This is a genomic window from Psychrobacter faecalis, from assembly GCF_016107575.1.
Classification (GTDB): Bacteria; Pseudomonadota; Gammaproteobacteria; order Pseudomonadales; family Moraxellaceae; genus Psychrobacter; species Psychrobacter faecalis.
Genome location: NZ_JABAST010000043.1, coordinates 1 through 21,614, shown reverse-complemented (window position 1 = coordinate 21,614; position 21,614 = coordinate 1). Strand labels below are relative to the sequence as shown.

At 42.7% G+C, this 21,614-nt stretch carries 16 protein-coding genes and 3 pseudogenes; 8 read left to right on the top strand and 11 right to left on the bottom strand.

All coding sequences use genetic code 11. The annotated features are described in order from the left end of the window. Both JFC07_RS11330 and JFC07_RS11325 read left to right on the top strand, forming a co-directional pair. Nucleotides 1–140 (top strand): annotated as a pseudogene (locus tag JFC07_RS11330) (IS982 family transposase); the annotation flags it as partial. Nucleotides 141–393: 253 nt separating this feature from the next. Next, nucleotides 394–1,797, top strand: a complete 1,404-nt coding sequence (locus tag JFC07_RS11325; protein ID WP_198329077.1) for an OmpP1/FadL family transporter — start codon at nt 394–396, stop codon at nt 1,795–1,797. An 88-nt stretch (nt 1,798–1,885) separates the two neighbouring features. On the opposite strand, the pseudogene JFC07_RS13395 reads toward JFC07_RS11325, so the two are convergent. Continuing rightward, a pseudogene (locus JFC07_RS13395) lies at nt 1,886–2,824 on the bottom strand (IS30 family transposase). Between the two features lie 130 nt (nt 2,825–2,954). Between JFC07_RS13395 and JFC07_RS11310 the strand changes: the two are divergent. After that, nucleotides 2,955–3,125, top strand: a pseudogene (locus JFC07_RS11310) (surface lipoprotein assembly modifier); the annotation flags it as partial. A gap of 116 nt (nt 3,126–3,241) precedes the next feature. Here JFC07_RS11310 and putP read toward each other — a convergent pair. Continuing rightward, a complete protein-coding gene (putP, locus tag JFC07_RS11305; RefSeq protein ID WP_198329075.1) occupies nt 3,242–4,741 on the bottom strand; it encodes a sodium/proline symporter PutP in 1,500 nt (499 codons plus the stop codon). 531 nt (nt 4,742–5,272) lie between these two features. Then, on the bottom strand, nt 5,273–6,145 hold the full coding sequence (locus JFC07_RS11300) for a LysR family transcriptional regulator (RefSeq protein WP_144296455.1): 873 nt from the start codon (nt 6,143–6,145) through the stop codon (nt 5,273–5,275). Between the two features lie 380 nt (nt 6,146–6,525). Here JFC07_RS11300 and leuC point away from each other — a divergent pair, with 380 nt between their 5' ends. From leuC to JFC07_RS11275, 5 genes are all read left to right on the top strand, one after another. Beyond that, complete coding sequence (leuC, locus tag JFC07_RS11295) at nt 6,526–7,944, top strand: 3-isopropylmalate dehydratase large subunit (RefSeq protein ID WP_191692491.1); 1,419 nt, start codon at nt 6,526–6,528, stop codon at nt 7,942–7,944. Between the two features lie 54 nt (nt 7,945–7,998). Then, nucleotides 7,999–8,649: a 3-isopropylmalate dehydratase small subunit gene (gene leuD, locus JFC07_RS11290; RefSeq protein WP_102077110.1), complete on the top strand. Its 651-nt coding sequence runs from the start codon at nt 7,999–8,001 to the stop codon at nt 8,647–8,649. A gap of 157 nt (nt 8,650–8,806) precedes the next feature. Then, nucleotides 8,807–9,565 carry a hypothetical protein gene (locus tag JFC07_RS11285; RefSeq protein WP_102077109.1) on the top strand — a complete coding sequence of 253 codons (759 nt, stop codon included), beginning with the start codon at nt 8,807–8,809 and terminating at the stop codon, nt 9,563–9,565. 171 nt (nt 9,566–9,736) lie between these two features. Next, nucleotides 9,737–10,840: a 3-isopropylmalate dehydrogenase gene (gene leuB / locus JFC07_RS11280; protein WP_191692490.1), complete on the top strand. Its 1,104-nt coding sequence runs from the start codon at nt 9,737–9,739 to the stop codon at nt 10,838–10,840. Between the two features lie 423 nt (nt 10,841–11,263). Beyond that, complete coding sequence (locus JFC07_RS11275) at nt 11,264–12,367, top strand: L,D-transpeptidase family protein (protein ID WP_198329074.1); 1,104 nt, start codon at nt 11,264–11,266, stop codon at nt 12,365–12,367. A gap of 231 nt (nt 12,368–12,598) precedes the next feature. Here the strand turns inward: JFC07_RS11275 and infA are convergent, their stop codons facing one another. The 8 genes from infA to dinB all read right to left on the bottom strand — a co-directional run bounded on the left by infA (nt 12,599) and on the right by dinB (nt 21,270). Further along, the gene (gene infA / locus JFC07_RS11270) at nt 12,599–12,820 is read right to left on the bottom strand and encodes a translation initiation factor IF-1 (RefSeq protein WP_021814850.1); all 222 of its coding nucleotides are present in this window, start codon (nt 12,818–12,820) and stop codon (nt 12,599–12,601) included. 142 nt (nt 12,821–12,962) lie between these two features. Next, on the bottom strand, nt 12,963–13,835 hold the full coding sequence (gene truA / locus JFC07_RS11265) for a tRNA pseudouridine(38-40) synthase TruA (RefSeq protein ID WP_226928824.1): 873 nt from the start codon (nt 13,833–13,835) through the stop codon (nt 12,963–12,965). Nucleotides 13,836–13,872: 37 nt separating this feature from the next. Further along, entirely contained in the window at nt 13,873–14,973 is a 1,101-nt protein-coding gene (locus JFC07_RS11260) for an asparaginase (protein ID WP_198329073.1), read from the bottom strand. A 147-nt stretch (nt 14,974–15,120) separates the two neighbouring features. Beyond that, entirely contained in the window at nt 15,121–16,788 is a 1,668-nt protein-coding gene (locus JFC07_RS11255) for a FimV/HubP family polar landmark protein (RefSeq protein ID WP_102077106.1), read from the bottom strand. Between the two features lie 57 nt (nt 16,789–16,845). After that, a complete protein-coding gene (locus JFC07_RS11250; protein WP_227678285.1) occupies nt 16,846–18,234 on the bottom strand; it encodes a type IV pilus assembly protein FimV in 1,389 nt (462 codons plus the stop codon). Then, nucleotides 18,186–18,635, bottom strand: coding sequence for a type IV pilus assembly protein FimV (locus JFC07_RS13215; protein ID WP_227678286.1), 450 nt, complete (start codon nt 18,633–18,635; stop codon nt 18,186–18,188). Before JFC07_RS13215 ends, JFC07_RS11250 begins: the two co-directional genes overlap by 49 nt. A gap of 112 nt (nt 18,636–18,747) precedes the next feature. Beyond that, complete coding sequence (queA, locus tag JFC07_RS11245) at nt 18,748–20,010, bottom strand: tRNA preQ1(34) S-adenosylmethionine ribosyltransferase-isomerase QueA (protein WP_193030862.1); 1,263 nt, start codon at nt 20,008–20,010, stop codon at nt 18,748–18,750. A 174-nt stretch (nt 20,011–20,184) separates the two neighbouring features. Then, nucleotides 20,185–21,270 carry a DNA polymerase IV gene (gene dinB / locus JFC07_RS11240; RefSeq protein WP_068407635.1) on the bottom strand — a complete coding sequence of 362 codons (1,086 nt, stop codon included), beginning with the start codon at nt 21,268–21,270 and terminating at the stop codon, nt 20,185–20,187. Nucleotides 21,271–21,614: the final 344 nt, after the last annotated feature.

Below are 21,614 nucleotides of genomic sequence, written 5' to 3'. Positions count from 1 at the left end.
TACAAAGGGTACGAGCAAGAGATTTATGGCATTTGTCTCATCGATTGATTCGTAAGATTCTTTCACACAATCTGTGCTTTGTACTCAACAAAAAACTTGGTAATCCGCCTCTTCAGTTTGATTTGCTTATTTCAAGTTGAGAGTGGGGTATACTTATAAGGGATTAAACCTAATTCGTAAATTTTTTACTGACTTTTATTCGCTAAGTTTGGGCACGAATAACTGAACTAAAGAGTCACTATCTAGAAATAAAGTGTTTTAAGTATTGTTTTAGTGTTAAAAAATCATTACTATTCATTTAGGACGTCGTTTACATAATCTTATATTTTAAGCAACAATGCCGAATATTAGTTATAGAAACGATTTAACAACGAGGATGTTTGGAGATACACAATGCGCGCTACTTTTCACTTAAAAGCTCTTTCCGTAGCGGTAGCTACCCTTTCTATAGCCAGTATGAGTCAAGCAGCTGGACTAGACCGTTCTGGTCAAGATATCACCGCCTTTTTACAAGATGGTACCTATGCTGAAGCTGTTTATACCTATATCGACGCTGATGTTAGCGGTTATGATAGTGCTAATAATAACCCAAACGTTGATGATTATCAGCGCGGTAATGCAACAGGGGATATCGCTGAGTCTTATGACTTCTTCCGTTATGGCGTAAAAACGGATATCAATGATACCTTTAGTGTTGGTATTTTATACGATGAACCTTTCGGTGCTGCTGCTGAATATAAAGGCGATAATAATTTCGTTTCAAAAGGTGACGTTAATGCATCTATTACTCAGCTAACTGGTGGAGCATTTACTGGCGCGACTATTGGCGATGAAATTACTAGATTAAGCCAAGCAGCCGCTAACACAGCATTACCACAAGAAGTAAGAGAAGCAGCAGCTGAAGGTGCAAAGAAACTTTCAACTGCAGTGGGCATAGCACGAGCCGAAGCAGGAAATGCTGGTGAGGGCACCAATGTTGAAGTACGTAGCGAAAGTATTACCGCTATTTTAGGTGCCAAATTTGGTACTAATAAAGAGTTTCAGATCTATGGAGGAGCAGTAGCGCAGCGTGTGCAAGCGGATGTTAAGCTGCGTGGTCTTGCTTATGGTCCAGCCACAGGTTATACCTCACACATTAGTCCAGATCAAGATTATGGTTGGTTAGCGGGTGTTTCTTATAGTAAGCCAGAAATTGCTTTGAAGGCTGCTTTAACATACCGATCTGAAATTGACCATAAAATGGATATTAACGAAACTTATCCAATAGCTGGAGCCTTAGGTATTAATCCAGTTCAAACTAATACGATGGAATTGACTACTCCTAAGTCAGTAAACCTTGATTTCCAAACTGGTATTAACCCAACGATGTTAGCTACTGCAAAAGTACGCTGGGTGCCTTGGGGTGATTTTAAAATTACGCCGCCTTTATATAATGAAGTCAGTAAAGAAAGCTACGGTCCTAACGGTTTAAACTTGGTTGAGTATGAAGATGACCAGTGGCAAGTAGAACTTGGTCTTGCTAAGCGTTTAGCTCCTGCTTTAGCCGTAAGTGGTACTGTTGGTTGGGATAGTGGGGCAGGCGATCCAACTACTTCTTTAGGCCCTATCGATGGTTACTATAGTGTTGGTTTGGGTGCTAAGTACAACGTAACACCTGAATGGGCAGTATCAGCAGGGGGTAAATACTTGTGGTTCGGTGATGCTAAAGGTCAATTGCCAACTCAGAAATTGGTTGGTGACTTCCAAGACAATGATGGTTATATCCTCGGTGTAAAACTGTCTTATCAAGGTAAATAAACTATCGTTATAAATGCAGTTACTGGATTAAAAAAAGCGATCTAAAGATCGCTTTTTTGTTGCTTAGATTAACACACCAAGTGCAACGCTAATTAATATTATAGAACGCCTGCATAGGCGTTTTAAACCCTAAGCGTTTTCTTGGTCTGTTGTTTAGTTTGTTCTCAATGTCCTGTATTTCATTATCAGAGACTTGTCTAAAGTCACAACCCTTAGGCAAGTACTCTCGGATCAAGCCATTGGTATTCTCGTTGGTTCCTCGCTGCCATGACGCATAAGCATCGGCAAAGAAGAAAGGGCTAAAGAGCTTTTGTTTCACCTTCTTATGCTGAGCAAACTCTTTACCATTGTCAGAGGTAATGGTCTTAACCTGCAACCTCACTGGCGCTAAGAGTTCTATCATTGCCTCTGATACTTGCTGTGCTGTTTTATGACCCACACGCTTCATCTTCAGCAGCCCCGTTTTACGTTCAACGAGCGTGACAATCGCTTGCTTGTGATGCTGACCGATAACGGTATCTGCTTCCCAATCTCCAATCCGCGTACGCGCGTCAACAATGCAGGGGCGTTCATGGATTGAGACTCTGTCATTGATACGACCACGAGTCTCAGCGGTTAGACGCTGCCGGTATGGTTTGGTTTTACGTCTGAGACACTGCCATAACTTGCCGCCCTACTTGCCGCCCTGTCTTTTGTCCTTCCATATATAGCGATAGATGCTCATGTGGCTAATACCACCATGAAACCCGGCTATTTGCTGGGGACTCCAGTTCTCTTTAAGCTTGTCTGTGACCCAATCCCATACGTCAGCGATGATAATGAAAGCGTTGTTTGATCGTCTGTCACAAGCCTTGTTATTAGCATGCTTTGCTCGGTAACCTCGTAGGCTTTTATTGCGTCTGATTTCTCTCGATATGGTGCTAGGGCTTCTGCCTAATGTGTCAGCTATAAATTTAATATTATGTTCTGCCCCTATAAGGGCATAAATCTGGTATCGTTCACTTAGGCTTAGATGCGCATAGCTCATGGTTGCAATCTCACTTTGGTCGGTGGATAAAAACTTTGATGCTAGCGCATCTAGGTCTTTTTTTCACCTGCTCTTTGAAATTGCACTTCATGTGTTAATCTAAGTTGTTTAACAGACTAGGCATTATGATAACTTTAAAGGCCATCGACTCAATGAAAGAAGAAAAGACGAAACCACCTCATTAGGTTTGCAGGTATGGAAGCGCGATTTTACGGTACTTGGTTTAACACCAAAACTGGTATTTGATTATGAGCCCACCTCTAGTAACTTCGCTTATTATGATGATCGTGATGAAAAATAAGCGACGGTACTACTAACCAAAACTTTCTAATAAAATACATATAAAACGTTGATACTAAAAGACCTCACTACGATTAGCGAGGTCTTTTTATTAACAGAACAGTCAATAATAATGGCTTATTTATCTAAGTTCATTTCCATCTCTTTATACTTAGCAGATACTGACGGTCTTGGACCACCAGTCATGGTGCTCACGACAAAGATAGCAATGGTACTTAAGATAAAGCCTGGAACGATAGCGTATAACCAACTGTTTAGTGCCACACCATTCATCTCGAACGGGCCATAGACCCACAGGATAACGGTCAATGCACCAACCACCATACCAGCGACAGCGCCATTGCGGTTCATACCGCGCCATGTCAGACTGAAAATAACCAAAGGCCCGAATGCGGCACCAAATCCTGCCCAAGCATTAGAAACTAAGTTCAGTACCGAACTTTCTGGATTAGAAGCGAGCAAAATAGCAATAACGGCAACAACAATAACTGAAATACGTCCTACTAACACTTGACGCGCTTCTGGCGCTTCTCTATCAAAGAATAGCTTATATACGTCTTTGGTCAATGAGCTTGATACCACGAGTAGTTGTGATGATATGGTACTCATAATTGCGGCTAAAATGGCCGCTAATAAGAAACCTGAAACAAGTGGGTGGAACAAAAATTGCGTGAATACCAAAAAGATGGTTTCAGGGTCATCTAGCGTCATCGCCGTTTTTTGCACATAGGCGCGGCCCGCGATACCCGTAACACAAGCACCGATCAGGCTGATAATCATCCAGCTCATACCGATATTACGTGCTGTTGGCACATCTTTCACTGAACGAATCGCCATAAAACGTACGATAATATGCGGCTGACCAAAATAACCAAGGCCCCAAGCGAGTAAGGAGATAATACCTAAAGCTGTCATGCCACTCGTGATATCGAGCATGCTTGGATCGATGGCTCTGATAGCATTGGTCGTTGCGCTTACGCCACCAAGGTCAGTCAAAGCAACGATAGGGACAATCACCATGGCAAAGAGCATGATAATACCTTGCACAAAGTCGGTCATTGATACGGCTAGGAAACCACCAAATAGCGTGTAAGCGACGACGACGCCAGCGGTCACCCACAGACCTGTACTGTAAGAAAGGTTGAGCGAGCTTTCAAAGAGCTTACCGCCACCGACCAAGCTTGCGGCGGTATAGACGGTAAAGAATAAGATAATAACCACGGCTGAGATAACCCGCAGTAAATGTGATTTGTCCTCAAAGCGGTTAGCGAAATAATCAGGTAAAGTGATGGCGTTGTCAGCGACTTCGGTATAAACGCGAAGACGCGGTGCCACGATGATATAGTTTAAAAAAGCACCCAAGGTCAAACCAATGGCAATCCAAGCGCTGACCACACCGTCAGCGTACATCGCACCGGGCAACCCAAGGAGCAACCAACCCGACATATCCGATGCACCTGCTGATAAGGCGGTGACTGCAGGACCTAGGCTACGTCCACCCAGCATATAGCCTTCAGTATCATTGGCTTGCTTAAAATAAGCATAAACACCAATCCCAATCATCACTAAGAAATAGGCGCCAAGTGATATCAGCACGCCACTAGAAACTCCGTTCATATAAACTGTCCTTAACCAACATAGTTAGCTGTCATTATTTTTAACGAGAAAAGTTGAGTCTTATAAGACGCTGCTTAAAAACCATATCTCAATGTATCTCAAGATAAAAAATCTAAAGACGAAAAAAGCCATTAAGTAGGACATAATGGCTTTTATTCGAAATCTGCTGTTAGTTTTATATGATTGGTGTGGTTGTGGGTTGATACCTACAAAGTCGTGATGAAATGCAAACGGCAAACTTGTAACGCAATCTTATCTTCTCACTCGCTCGCATCAAATCATCATTTATAAACATCAGCCGCTTATATAACCAATCATTTAAAACCACCAAACCTACTGCTTACTATCATATATTACTAGAAGTCTTCAATATATGATTATCAGTGAGTTTCAGGTAAAATTATGTTATCTAAACAACGTCAGACGTATTATAACGTATGAGTCACACAAATGCGAACGCGCCTATTTATCAAATAAATATCTTGATTAGTGAATAATATATAATCGCTTGCCAATGATTGAATTGATGGTTTAGTCAATTGGCGCAAGCAAATCTAGTAAAGCCGTTACGCTACTAGATTGGGTGAGTTTTGGATTAATGACCACGCCCAAATAACGCTGTAATTCGATATTATCGGCCATATCGATACGTTCCAAATCCTGACTGACCATAGTTTGCGGCAATACTGACCAACCAAGTCCGACAGAAACCAGCATGCGGATTGATTCTAAAGGATTAGTGCTCATAGTGGCATAAGGTTTTAAATTATGCTTGGCAAATTCCGCTAACGTAATCTGGCTAGTAAAAGTATTGGCAGACGGTAAGATAGCAGGGTAGCGCGCCAATTGCTCGAGCGTCACATTGGACTTGGTCGCCAAAGGTGATAACGTACCGGTCATAAAGTAAAGCGGATCTGACCACAAGGTATGATAGGTTAAGCGTTTATCATAAACGGGCGGCAAGGTTAAAAATGCGAGTGACAAATCGCCATCGAGCACGGCTTTATGAGCCGTTTCTGAATCGACAAAATGCACTTCTAACTGCACGGCAGGATAGGCTTGGATAAAATGCTTGAGCACAGGGGCTAGATGGTGCAAGCCAATATGGTGGCTGGTGCCGATAACGAGTTTGCCCGAGACAATATGCTGCGAATGCTGGAGATTGATTTTAAAGTTTTCATAATCTTCAAGCCAGCGTTTGGCATGAGGCAACATCTCACTGGCCGCTTGCGTCGGTACAATACCGCGTCCGACTGTATCAAATAGGGTGATGTTAAATTCGTCTTCTAAGTTTTTAATACGTTTACTGACCGCAGGCTGAGTGATAAACAGCTTTTCTGCGGCACCTGAAATGCTGCCTGTTTGCATAACCGTGACGAATGTCGTCAAATTTGTGGTATTCACACCGATGTCCTTAGCTAGTAGCGAGCTATAATTAAAAGTTGGCTGGCCTAGTCAAAATGAATTAGAAATAAAAGTTTGTGACTATGTAAAAATCATCAATTATTATTATAGGATTAGCCTGCTATAATCACAAGACATCAAGACGTATTGTGACATATTTATTCTGTTAAGCGCATTTTTGACGGCGTATTACTTGTTTTAACAAGCTTTTAGCATCATAAATAGTCATTATTATAAAATATTTGCCTTTATAAAATATCTGGTTAATTAAATATTAGATGTAAACAGCAACTTAAAGTGCGCCAGCAAATAGAATAAGTCATACCTTTATTAGTAAAGTAATAAGCCATTTAGTCATTAGTAAATAAAAGGATAGCAACATGGCCGGTCAAACGTTATATGACAAACTTTGGAATGCTCACGAAGTCACCAAGCGTGACGATGGTTCGAGCCTAATTTATATCGACCGCCATTTGCTGCACGAAGTGACAAGTCCGCAAGCCTTTGAAGGTTTAGAGCTTGCCAATCGGGAGCCGTGGCGTCTGTCGGCTAATATCGCAAGCCCGGACCACAACGTGCCAACAGTGACCAAAGAGCGCTTAGAGGGTGTGTCTGGTATTAAAGACAAAGTATCGCGTCTGCAAGTGCTGACCTTGGATGAAAACTGTAGCAAGTTTGATATTGCTGAATTTACCATTAATGATGCGCGTCAAGGTATCTTGCACGTAGTCGGTCCTGAACAAGGCTTGGTCTTGCCTGGTATGACGGTGGTTTGTGGTGATTCACATACCGCTACTCATGGCGCCCTTGGCTGCTTAGCGCATGGTATTGGCACCTCAGAAGTTGAGCATGTACTAGCCACCCAGTGTTTGATTCAAAAGAAATCAAAAAACATGCAAATCCGAGTCACCGGTAAGCTTGGCGCTGGCGTGACCTCAAAAGATGTGGTACTTGCTATCATTGCCAAAATTGGCACGGCTGGCGGCACAGGGTACGCCATTGAGTTTGCAGGGCAAGTATTTGAAGACATGAGCATGGAAGGTCGTATGACCGTCTGTAACATGGCAATTGAAGCGGGTGCACGCGTCGGCATGGTGGCGGTCGATGATACGACGATTGACTATGTCAAAGGTCGTCCTTATGCGCCAACCGAGGAGCAGTGGGAGCAAGCCGAAGCTTATTGGCGCACCCTGTATTCAGATAATGATGCGGTATTTGATAGCGTGATTGAGTTGGATGGTAGTGAGATAGCGCCGCAGGTTTCTTGGGGCACCTCACCTGAGATGGTTGTGGATATTACCCAGTCGGTTCCAACGCCTGACCAAGCGGCTGATGAAGCGCAAGAAGAAGGTTGGTTACGCGCTTATACTTATATGGGTTTAGACGCTGGGCAAAAAATTACTGATATTCAGCTTGATCGTATTTTTATTGGCTCATGCACCAACTCACGTATCGAAGATTTACGGGATGCCGCAGCAGTGATTAAAGGCCGTAAGGTTGCTGATAATATTAAAGAAGCGATCGTGGTAGCAGGTTCTGGGCAAGTGAAATTGCAGGCAGAAGCAGAAGGTTTGGATGCCTTATTTACGGATGCAGGTTTTGAATGGCGCGAGCCGGGTTGCTCGATGTGTTTGGCGATGAATGCCGATAAGCTTGAGCCCGGGGAGCATTGTGCCTCAACCTCTAACCGTAACTTTGAGGGTCGTCAGGGGAATGGCGGTCGTACGCATTTGGTCAGCCCAGCGATGGCAGCAGCAGCAGCATTGGCAGGTCACTTTGTCGATGTGCGCACGTTTTAACTTTTGATTCTGTGCTTTATTTATCAATAATAAATATATTTGATAGGAAATCTTATGCAAGCTTATAACACCCAAACGGGTATCGTTTGTCCGCTCGATCGCGCAAACGTCGATACCGACCAAATTATCGCCAAACAGTTTTTAAAGTCTATTAAACGTACCGGTTTTGGCGTCAATCTATTTGACGACTGGCGTTATCTTGACGAAGGCTATCCGGGTCAAGACAGTAGCACTCGCGTGATTAATCCAGATTTCGTCCTAAATCAGCCGCGTTATCAAGGTGCAACCATTTTGCTGGCACGTAGAAACTTTGGCTGTGGCTCAAGCCGTGAGCATGCGCCTTGGGCACTTTCAGAATATGGCTTTCGCACGATTATTGCACCAAGTTTTGCCGATATTTTTTATAACAACTGCTTTAAAAACGGCATGCTCCCAATCGTTTTAGATGAAGCCATTGTCGATACTTTGATGAAAGCGACGCTCGCCAATGAAGGCTATGAATTAACTGCCGATCTTGAGCGCCAAGTGGTCATCACCCCAACCGGAGAAAAGTACGCTTTTGAGGTCGATGAGTTTCGTAAGCATTGTTTGCTCAATGGTCTTGACGATATCGGGCTGACTTTGCAGCAAAGCGATGCTATCAAAGAATATGAGCATAAGATGATGCAAAAAACACCTTGGATATTCAATGAGGTTAGAGCTTAGTCTTTGATAAAAACGCTTCATATGAACATTTTAATCGACATAAAAAAGAGCTCAGCGCTAATACAGCGTTGAGTTATGGGCATTAAGTGGCTAAAATGAATGGCAATCTATTTTTTACCTTATTGTATTTTCTTCCTTATAAATAGTAGACGCCATTATGAATAAAACACGTTTTGCTGTATGGACAGGCACGGCTCTTGCCGCAAGCTTATTATTATCTGGCTGTCAATTGTTGACGGGCTATCAGCAGATAGACTCGGCAGAGAATGCCAAAGCGTGGACAGGCAAAATAAAACCCGTCGCTGGTGAAGTAAATATCGCCTGCGTGGGAACGTATCATTGTGAAATAGCGCGCATTGATCAGACACGCATTATAAGCAGTGAGACTCATGAGCCGATCAATCCCACTATGCTAGTCAAGACACAAGAGGCAAATGGCAAAAGTCGTGCCGGCAATAAGCAGGTCTCCGTGCCCATTGCGATGGATATGACACCGCTGAGCCATAAAAACGCCATTAAAATTGTTCCCTTAACTGCGTCTGCTATGCCTGGGCTTACCAATTATTATGCGCGAGTCACACCTGCGAAGCGCGAAGTGCAGATTAATTTTTATCCAGAAAATAATTTGGGCTACGTTGAGCGTTTTGCGATGATTCACGACTTTATGGAAGAAGGTACGTATCAGCTGCGTGCTTACCAAAAAAAATCTGGCGCAAATTCAGGTAGCTTGTTAGAAACGGCTTCTCCAGAGCCATTGTGTGTCGATCTTTATCAAGGCAACAGCGTAAAGCGCCGTTTTTGTAAAGAGATGGGGGCTGAGCACCAAGGAGAGTTTGTAGAAACTCGTGTGGTTAAGGCAGCGCCCGCTCAAACGCCATCAGCAGCGAAAAATAAAGTGAAAACCAAAGCTGGATAGATAAAGTTAGATACAAGTAATTATTAAATATTGACGATAGACCCTGACTTCTTGCGCAGCCCATTGCCCAAGAAGTCGTTTTTTAACAGGCTATATAAGCCTGCTAGCAATACTATAACTAGCAATACCATAAACAACAACTTACTTCCCCATTTACCCACAAGGATTAATATGGCAACGATTTTAACATTAGCAGGCGATGGCATCGGCCCTGAAATCATGACTCAAGCCATTGATGTGCTAAATGCTGTCAATGATAAGTTCGCTTTAGGTTTGACCCTAGAATCTGGATTAATTGGCGGTGTGGCGGTTGATGCAACGGGTGAACCGCTACCAGAAGAAACGCTTCAACGTGCGCGCGCAGCAGATGCTGTGTTACTAGGTGCTGTGGGTGGTCCTAAATGGGATGCTATCGAACGTAGCAAACGTCCTGAACGTGGTCTGCTGAAAATTCGTAGCGAGCTTGGTTTGTTTGCCAATCTGCGTGTGGCTAAACTTTATCCGCAGCTTGCTAATGCTTCAAGCATCAAGCCTGAAATTATCTCAGGTTTGGACTTGTTAATCGTTCGAGAATTGACTGGCGGTATTTATTTTGGTGAGCCGCGCGGTATTCGTACCCTAGAAAATGGCGAGCAGCAAGGCTATAACACCATGGTTTATAGCACCAGTGAAATTCAGCGTATCGGTAAAGTTGCTTTTGAGTTGGCAAAAACCCGCGCACAAGCAGCCGGTACGCCCGCCAAGGTTTGCTCAATCGATAAAGCCAATGTCTTAGAAGTCACCGAGCTGTGGAAGCAGACGATGATTGAGATGCAGGAAGCGGATTATAATGACGTAGCGTTATCGCATATGTACGCGGACAATGCTTGTATGCAGCTGATTAAAGATCCTAAACAGTTTGATGTCATGGTCACGGGCAACATGTTTGGTGATATTTTATCTGATGAAGCAGCCATGCTGACCGGCTCTATCGGCATGCTGCCATCGGCGAGCCTTGATGAGGCAGGTAAAGGTATGTATGAGCCTTGCCATGGTTCAGCGCCTGATATCGCCGGTCAAGATAAAGCCAATCCATTGGCGACTATTTTATCGGTGGCGATGATGCTGCGTTATACCTTTAAACAAGAAACCGCGGCACAAGCGATTGAGCAAGCGGTCAGTGAAGTGCTTGACGATGGCTTACGTACCATTGATATTCTCGATCGTAGTGAGACGGGGCTTAAACAAGTAGGCTGTAAAGAGATGGGGCAGGCGGTTTTGGCAAAATTGGTCTAATGAATACCGCTTTAATAGAAGCTGATATTTCTACATCCTAATTAGTTCTAAATCATAAGAGTAATATCCCCATAATTTGCTAAGCAAGTTATGGGTTTTTTTATGCCTATACGGCGCATTTATGGAAGGTAACACACTTACTCAAATAGTCGCAAAAAAAGCCTTTTTTTAACACAGCTACCGCAGGATATAGGTTTAATTAACACAAAGCTGTTATATCCTCACACGCCGATCTGTCACTATAAATAGCTCATTAGCCTATTAAAGTAGAGATTGTTTATCTGCACTATTTTTGTCTGACATCATAATAATTTAAAAACCATTAAGCTCTAAATAAAATATTTATAAACAAAGGGTCTTGATAGGCAATTTTTCATTAAATTCTAATAAGAACAATACCAATAAAAATTCTAGGAGTTTTACATGTATCAAGTAACAAAAATTACTAGCGCATTAGCAGCACTGGGTTTATCGGCGGCTTTAGTGATGAGTCCAAGCTTTGCTGCCACTGACTATACTAAAACTGACAATAATAAAGATATTAGCCCAGTAACCAACGGCGTCAGTCAAAAAGTTGCCAGTAATAGTAAAGCAGCGACGTCATTAAATAAGTACTTACCAACGATTAAATATACAACTGAAAATCTGCCAGTGCAGGCGCAAAAGGTAAATAGTGCTACTTGGAAACAAGGAATGAAGAGAGATCGTGATACTACTACCAAGCTGCAAGCTCTATTAAACTGGAACCAAAATGGCGTAGGTGCAGTTGATGGATATTGGGGTAAGAACACCATCAAAGCCATGCAAGCGTTTCAAAAAGCCAATGGCTTGACGGTAACGGATACTTTAAATAACGAGACTTGGCAAGCATTGACTAAAAATGAAAAGCTAACGACGCAGCCAGTATTGGTTCGTTATCAGCTGAGCGAAGATGACGTTAATATCAAAACCACCACCATTCCCGCTGGCGCAGAAGCCAAAGCCAAGCTCGATGGCATGTATTATGAAAGCGTAACGGAAGGCTTAGCAGAAAAGTTCCATATGAGCGAAAAATATCTTAAAGCGCTCAATCCTAATGCTAAATTCAGCGCCGGCGAAACCATTACTGTTTATAACCCGGGCAATCCAAATACCAAATCTGTGAGCCGTGTCGTTGCTGATAAAGCAACCGAAACGTTATATGCTTATGACGATAAAGACAACTTAATTGCTAGCTATCCGACTACTGTGGGCAGTACTGCAACGCCCTCACCAACAGGTACGCATACGGTAGAAGTAAAAGTGCATGAGCCTAACTATACCTATACGGGTGACGATGGCAGTAAGTCTATCATTCCGCCAGGCCCAAACAATCCGGTCGGTTTGGTATGGATAGGGCTGAGTAAGCCTTCTTACGGTATTCATGGCTCGCCAGATCCTGCGCGTATTAGCCGTCAAGCATCGGCTGGCTGTATCCGCCTGACTAACTGGGATGCTTTAGCTCTGTTAGGTGTGATTCAAGATGGTGCCACGGTCGAGTTTAAATAAGAAGTTGTTATGTATAGAATAATTAGACTTTGAAGCCTACTCCTTAAAATGAAGACAAAAAAATACCGCTACAATAGCGGTATTTTTTTATGGTAAAAGCAAAAAACTGATATTAGAACACTAAAATTCGCTAGGTAATAATGAGTAGGTTAGCAATGTCATTATTATTATCAGTTAAACCACTCAAGCATTTACATCAATGCAGTTATAACCATTTTAGGTAATAAAATTTTAGTTTTTACCACGGTAAGTAATGCGACCTTTTGATAGGTCGTAAGGCGTCATCTCAACCTTAACTTTATCGCCAGTTAAAATGCGGATATAGTGTTTACGCATCTTACCTGAAATGTGCGCAATGATTTCGTGTCCGTTTTCTAGGCGAACTTTAAATAACGTATTTGGAAGGGTGTCGATGACTTCGCCTTCAAATTCAATAATATCGTCTTTTGCCATAATTTTTTATCTATCAATCAATTAAAAATAAGACCATATTATACGCAAGTTAGCGGATTAAAGCAATACAGAACCTGATTTTTACTTGACAGCTTGTAAGTGATATGTATGTCTGTTTGTATTAACGATGTTCGCTCATTATTTAATCAGGCAGGTTAAGCCAAACAGGCGTCAAAGGCGCGTGTGGCAATAACTGTTGAAAGCGTTCAGGATAGTAGGCATTGATAAAATACAGGCCGTCACCAGAAGCGGTCGGCGGAGCAATGCTACGGTCTTTTTTGGCTAAAATATCTAAAAAGGCGGCTGGCGGCAACTCATGTCGGCCGATAGCGTAGAGGGTGCCCATCAGATTGCGCACCATATGATGTAAAAACCCATCCGCTTGAATATCAAAAACGATAAACTGCCCATGCGCAAATAGTCTGGCGTGACTGACATGACGCACAGGCTGATTAGATTGACAAGCGGCTGCACGATAGCTACTAAAATCATGAGTACCGGCAATATCAGCCGCCGCTAATTGCATCGCCGCTAAATCTAGCGGCTCATAAATGTGAGTCACTTGATGATTTAAAATAGCAGGGCGCTGGGCTTGATTAAGAGTGATATAGCGATAACGGCGGGCAATCGCGCCAAAGCGCGCATGAAAGTCAGCGGGCATCGGTTGAATCCAGCGCAGAGCAATATCATCGGGTAATAAGCTATTGATGCCGCGTAGCCAGTTATGGGTAGGGCGATAAGCATGAGTGACAAAATGCGCAATCATATTGCTGGCATGGACGCTTGAATCCGTACGCCCCGCTGCCACCACTTCTACTGGCTCATTGGCGACCTTGCTGATAGCGGTTTCTAACGCTTCTTGGACGCCAAGCACTTCTCGTTGTCGTTGCCAACCATGATAATTTGTACCTAAAAACTCGATGGCAATGGCTAAGGTATAAGTTGCTCGGTCTTCAGTTGCGGTTTCAGCTTTAATGTTGTCATTTTTGATATTTTCGGTCTCAGGTATTGTCATGTTAAAGCTTATAGAGTGATAAACAGTGAATAGTTATTTAGCGTTTTTTGATAGTAGTACCGGCCTGATTGACATTATTTAACCAACGCTGACGCCGTCTGGCCGGGGTATCATAACGCACTAATAGCCATAGCAAGCGCGCATAAATTGCGGGAATGGTTAAGCGGCCGCCGGCAATCACGTGATAATCGTATTGCCAACTGCCCGCCGCATAAGTGTCACTAACGCCGCCAAACGGGCATTGACTGGCACATATCAGCATGTGACCTTTTTCATAAGCCAGTTGCAATGTTTCTGCTAAAGCTGGCGAGTAAGGTACATTACCAGAGCCAAAACCTAATAAAATAATGCCACAAGGCGGCTGTGATAATAAGGCGCGCAGCTGATTGTTTAAAACGTCCGTATCATTTGGCAAACAATATAAAGCGTGAACGCGTGCTTGCTCCGCCCGAGCTTCGATAGTGCTGACCAGTGCTTGCTGATCATCTAGCCAATGCTGGCGGCGGGTATCTGATAAGCTTTTGATATAACTATTGGCCGGATATGCCGCTCGTGAGTGACCGGTAAACGCCATAAAGTCATGGCTATGAATTTTTTGCACGGTTTGTGCAGGCCATGATTCGCCGCCAAAGCTAATCTTCACGCCTGACTCACCAGCTGCCGCCAGTTTTAATGCGTCAGTGAGGTTGTCCCAAGCGTCGCTATGGGTATCAATCGTATAAGCATCCAGCACTTCACTATCGAGTAAGGGGCGCATGCTACCCGTAACGACAACGCAAATATCGCTGCCAGCAAAAGCCTCAGCCAAAAAAGCCCCTAAATAACTCAAGGTATCTGTACCAGTAATTAAAACAAAGCGTTTATGGCCTTGTGCATAAGCCGATAATAACAGCCGATAAAAATGAATAAAATCGTGAGGGGTAAGTTGGCTGCTGTCCTTAATCAGACCGTTATTTAACCAAGATACGGGCGCTAGGTGCGTAGCTGCACTGTGTTCAGCCAATAATTGTTGCAGCGTTGGCAAAAAAATATCTGCTGATAATGGCGCTAATGGACGTCCATAACTGCCAAAAGTGCCGCCAGCATAAATGAGTTGAGTAGGTGTGGAGAGTGTTCTTTTCATAGCAGAAGAGGGCATAGTATGGCCACAATCAGAGAGTATTGGAAAAGGTGATGATAATACGAGTAATTTAGCACGTTAAATAGTAGAAAAGCTAACTGCAAAAAAATCAGCAAGTATTCTTATGCTAATAGAATACTTGCTGATGGAAGAAAATGCTACTTTTTATGCAGTGCGATCTAGGAGTGCTTGCGCTTGACTCTGCTGCTCGCTATTACCTTGGTTAATGACCTCAATCAGTAAACGTTTGGCACTATCATATTCGCCCAATTGCACATATTGACTGGCTAAGTCTAAGGTGACTTGATTGCTGTCTAAGGTTTTAACAAAATCAAAGTCCGCGGCAAAACGTGATGAAAAGTCCTCTGTGGCTTCAATCTCAGTCTCAATAGTAGCGTTATCTAGCGTATCAGTGCTATTGATATCACTACTGACATCATAATCGTTTTCAACTTCAACCGGTGTCGTCGCTGTTGGTGCAGCGGATAAAGACTCGAAGTCAAAATCATCATCAATCAAAGTATTGTCATCGAACCTGTCAGTAGTTGGCGCGTTACTTGAGGCTGCTGTCGCATTCGTTTGTAGGTCAGTCGTATCCACATCTTCGAAACTAATCTCGTCGATGACATTGCTTTCCAAAACACGGTTATTCTCTGATGGATGGTCTTCAAGAACAAAGTTGTCAAATTCATCTAAATCATTCAAGCTATCATCAATAACAGCAGAATTTTCATCTGATGATGATTGTACTTCAACTGGTGTGTCGTTATTATCATCTAAAATATCAAGAGATAAAGCAAAATCATCTTCTAATGAGCTGACGTCTGTCATAGACTCATTATTAAGATTCACATTAGCTTCGCTTGTATCAAGCTCTAAGTCTGCTAAGTCTAAGACAAAATCTTCATCATTTAATGTTATTTCATCATCAGCGTTGTTTAAATCATTTTTAGACAAAGAAGTATTAGTTTCCGACGCAGTATTATCCTGTTCTGCTAAGTCGAAGTCAAAATCCAGCTCACTATCGCTATTGTTGTCATTTGCGCCGCTGACCGTCGATGTTGATAAGCTTTCCTCATCGGCAATATCTAGCTCAATGACAGGTGCGGCACTAGTAGCAGCTGGCTCATCAATATCTTGTTCTAAGTCATCTAAACTTAGGTCAAAATCTTGCGCGCTATTATCAAAATCATTAGAAGTTTCTAATGTACTATCTGATCTAGCGGTTAAATCGTTTTTATATTCTTGACGATTAGCTGCTTGTTCGTTAATACTGGGATCAATGGTTGGCTCGTTATTCTCGATTTTGTTCGCTGGTAAATCAAAATCGATACTTTCAAAGCCAGCGTCTTGATTGTTATCAGCTGGCAACGCACGTTCGGCTGCTTGATTTTGTTCTTCAGTCAGCAATGCTTTTAAGTCATCAGCCTGAGCGATACTTTGGGCATCACCATACATTTTAATAGAATCATAGACTCTGCTAAAGTTATCAGACTCATCTATCGTTGCGTATACTGCTAGTAGTTTAAGAGTTAACTGGCTATCATTTGGTTTTTCAGCGAGACCACGATTGAGAGTTTCAATGGCTTTATCATAGCGCTGTTGCTCCATAAAACGCTGTGCTATCTCAATATGATCAAATCGCTTATCACTATTGACATTAGCTTGAGTAGCGGCACCTTTGATAGCGGTATGTTTTGGTAAAGTCGCTGTTCTGTCTGCTTTTATGCTTGACTGTGCTGGTGGTTTTTGCGCTTTGTTTTTGCGCATGACTAAGACTGCTATTAGTACAATACATACCAATCCAGCGATAATATATAGCATATTGTCCATAGTTACTCCTATACCTACGATCATGGTTTCAGCATACGACACTGATCGGCTAGGCAATTATTGATTGCGTAATTTTTCGAGACGAGCTTGTAACTCCGCCAGTTTTTGGTTTTGTAATTGCAGTTTTTTAGTATAGCTGCCAAGCGTATTGTTGGTCTTTGATAAACGCTGCGCTTGGTCTGCGGTACTTTGTCTTGATGACTTAAGAATATCTAACACATCTGTACTAAGCCCATTGCCCGCTGCCACGCCTTTTTTAGTTTTAGTGCCATCGGCGCTACCGTCATAACCAGGAGCGAGCACGGAAAACTGGGCGGCTGGTAATATCTGCGTTTTTTTGGTTACGGGTTTCTCATTTGCTGCTTTAGGGGCAGGTTTTAGCGCAGCAGATTTTTTGGTAGTAGGTGTATTTGCTTGGCTAGGATACTGCTTTTGAGTACTAATGGCTTCTTGCAACTTCTTCTGTGTTGGCATCACGTCATAATTAGGCAGACTTAACTCGGCATTAGCTTTTAGTTGATCGGCGTTTTTATTAATAAAAGCTTTCGGATTTTGTGCTTGAATCTCACTCATCACGGTTTGAACGTCAAGATTGTTTTTTTCTGCGATTTGCTGGGCAATAACCCATAAGTTATCGTTGCGTTGTACCGTATAGGTAATCTTGGAGTTATTATCATTATTCGCTGCGGTATTTACTAAGCCTAAAAAGCCCGTTTTTATAGAAGGCTCAGTTGTCAGGATATTAGGTTTTGATGCGATTTGGTTTGTGGAAGCATTACTATAAGAAACTTCGCTAGACGGTGCCCTGTTTAAAGGCGCGTTCATAATAGTGTTATTGTCAGCATTGCTTTGAGCAGTTATTCTATTGCTATAAGGCGCTACTGTAGTAGATGCAGTGACCATGACGGCATTATTACTAATATCGTTGTTTTTATTATTCTTAAGCAGTATTTGACGAGTAATTTTTACATTTAGAATATCAAAGATTTGCTCACTCATTGGCGCAGTTTTATTTTTGTCTAAAGCACCAGTTGGGTTTGGCGTAGTGTTTGTCTGCATAGTTGCATTTTTATTTATATGGGCTTTATTTATATCGGTATTATTATTCAAACGATTGACAGGAGAAGTCGTTGCGTTATTTTGTGTCATCGTTCTGACTGGCGATAAACTGGTTGCTGTAAGCGCCTGAATATTACTAACTTGAGATGCCGAGGCTTGGCTGCTCGGTAGTTGAATGCTAGGGGCAGAGGTTTCTATAGCTACTGGCTTTGAAGCCAGCAATTGAGTGGGTGGAGTTTTAGAGACAGGTAATAATGGAGGCGGATTGCCTTTTCTCACTGTTAACGGTTGCGCGCTAGTGGGAGAGACAGTCGGTAGATTAAGTTTATTTGCTGCTGTCACACTATTTTTTGAAGGATTGATGGGCAAACTGCCATCAAGTGGCATAAGCAATGTCTTAGGGATAACGCTACGCTGCCCCCCCCATCATTAATGGCTAAAACCACATCAGCAAAAGGCTTAGAAACAGGTTTTGTAGTCGTGATAAGAACGCGTCCACTGGTAGCTGAAGTAGGCTGAAAACGAACCGTCATTGAATCAGTAGGAGTCAAACCCATTTGTTGATAAAGGGTAGGGTCAGCTAAACTCGCGGAGAAATCAGGGGTTTGAATGTCAGTAACAACAATACTGGCTGATAAAGGTTCATGCTGAGCTGAGGTAATGACAGTCTTACCCATGGTAGCCGCTTGGGCGTTAGACATAAGTGCGGCATAACTGACTGAATAAAGCAGCGCCATTGATACTGAGCGATGTATCGTAGTCAAGCGATGAGATAAATGACAAGACATGTGCAGCCCTTTAAAAATAAGTATCAACTATGTTGTTATAACAAAATAGCGTTTAGTTTACCAGTTTATTTCACCGTCGTTATAAACAATATATTTATTGTTTGCTTAATGTTTACGCTTGCGCTTTTATTTTTCTATCAAGTAACATGGCGTCGCCGTAGCTAAAAAATCGATATTGGTTATTAATGGCATGTTGGTAAGCTCGTTCAATCGCGGCTTTACCTGCAAATGCAGACACTAACATGAGCAACGTAGACTTTGGCAAATGAAAATTCGTAAGCAGTTTATCTATCACACCAAATCTAAACCCAGGATAAATAAAAATATCAGTATCACCCGCCCAGCTAGAAAGCGCTTGTCCATTGATCGTTGTTTTTTGATAAGCGGTCTCAAGGACGCGGGTCACTGTCGTGCCTATTGCAATCACCTGTTTGCCATTAGCATGGGTTTGGTTGATGAGGTCGGCGGTAACTTGAGGCAGATGAGCGTATTCGCTATGCATGGTGTGATTGAGTAAGTTGTCGGTTTTGACTGGCGCAAACGTACCAGCTCCTACATGCAAGGTAACAAAAGCAGTATGGATACCTTTAGCAGCCAGCTTATTTAGGACGAGTTCATCAAAATGTAAGCTGGCCGTCGGTGCAGCAACGCTGGCAAGTTTGGCTGGGTCATGAAAAACCGTCTGATAACGGGTATTGTCGGTCGCATCGGCGTGGCGCTCAAAGTAGGGCGGAATAGGCAGCTCACCATAACGCTCTAAATCTGGCAAAATCGGCGCTTCAAAAGCTAAGATAAATAAGTTTTCTTGACGACCTATGACCACAGCCTGCATATGACCATCTGCAATTTCTAGCCGTTGCCCAAGCTTAGGTGCTTTACTGGCTTTAACATGACAAAGGGTAATATGCTCTTGGTTAATGCTCTTGCCATCTGTCGTTTCTAGCTGTAAGACTGTGCTATCTAAATCTGAAATGTTAACCAAACGCTCAATCAGCACTTCGATCTTACCGCCCGTATCTTTTTGCCCAAACAAGCGCGCTTTCATGACTTTGGTGTCATTAAAGACAATTAAATCGCCCGCATTTAGCAGATCGGCTAGCTCAGAGAATTGTTTGTCTATAATCTGGCTGTCACTATTTTTTTGCTGATTGGTGGCTAAATATAGTAATTTTGACGCCGAACGCTGCGCTAAAGGATAACGGGCAATTAAGCTGTCAGGCAGTTCATAATCATAATCATCAACACTTAGATATTCTAAAGTTTCAGCATTTTTATCTAGCATCTTATTAGTGTTTTTAACGCTGCTCTTGTCAAGATTTTTTTCAGCAGTATCGGTGCAAGTCGTATCTAAGTTTACAGGTTGAGAATCAGTCATAGTCAGTCTTTCAGTAGATGGAGATTTTGACGTAATTGTAGCAGAAATGCAGATATGAAAGAACGTTTTCCTCAGCTGCTACCGTTCATATTAAAGCTGAAAATAAATTAAATAGCCTAAGCAGTAATTATTAAATACTTAAAATTTATCTTTATCTCTGCAAGTAAAGTGCCATTATTCAAACAGATCTAACTGTGGCAAAATTTGAGTAGCAGGCATCAATGAAGAAAACGTCACCCCGACAAGCCTGATAGGCAGTAAGCGCGGAATATCTAAAAACAGCTTATCAAGCCAGTAATGGGCAGATTCGGCGCTATCAAAAGCGGTAGACAAGGTATGTGAGCGCGTAACTTGGGTAAAGTCAGCGTATTTTATTTTAAGGGTAATGGTATAGGCGATGAGCTGTTTTTTGCGTAACTGATTAAAGGCATCGGTATTTTGCTCATAGATTTGTCTGCGTAGCTCATCATCATGACTCAAATTATCCCTAAAAGTCGTCTCAGAGCCAACCGACTTGTGCATACGCTGCGATTTAACGGGGCGTTCGTCACGGCCATGAGCGATGTCGTGATAAAACTGACCACGCTTGCCAAACTCATTGACCAATAGCGCAGCGGGCGTGCGTCGCAGGTCAGCGCCATTACTGATACCCATCGCATGCAAGCGCCGAGCAGTCGCTTTACCAATGCCATGAAAGCGCTCAATGGGCAACGCGCTAATAAAGGCGTCGGCATCCGCTGGCGTGATAACTGCCGTACCATTAGGTTTGTTAATATCAGAGGCAATCTTGGCGAGCATTTTATTAAACGAAACGCCTGCAGAGGCATTAAGCCCCGTCTGCACTAAAATCTGTGCCCGCAGCCAATTTGCCATTAGCGTGGCTGAGCCTTGATGTACGCTTAATCCTGTCACATCAAGATAGGCTTCATCTAACGATAATGGTTCAACCTGCGGGGTTAAACTATGCATAATGCGGCGAATATCTTGACTGACCGCGCGGTAGACATCAAAACGCGGCTGCACAAATATGACATCTGGGCAACGTTTACGCGCCTCATAACACGACATGGCGGAGCGTACACCAAACTGACGCACCTCATAGCTTGCCGCCGCAACCACGCCGCGACCATTTGGATCCCCACCAACGACTAACGGCTTGCCGCGCAGTTCAGGAAAGTCGCGTTGTTCCACACTGGCATAAAAAGCATCCATATCAATATGAATAATTTTACGAGGGGTAGGTTGAATAAGAGCGGTCATAACCACTATTTTACCTGATTTTATTATGAGTTTTAGCCTCTATTGCTAATAGAAATTATAAAAGACTGAGCTTGATTTTGGGCTCATTATTTTACTTATCCTTGAATAAAGCGCATCTTGTAGAAAAGTATAAATTTATACCGCTCGTCCTTAAATACCTACCGTCTGTCGGGAATATTGCTTTTTTATGTTACAGTTCTGCTACTAAAGTTATACACTAGAGTTTCTAGAAGAAATCGGAAGTTGTTGACTAATTTAACGACCTACGCTGTATTTTTTTAATAAAATAACCCCACTCTCAACTTCGAAAGTGATTGAAAAAAGAAGAGCACCTCACTAATCTA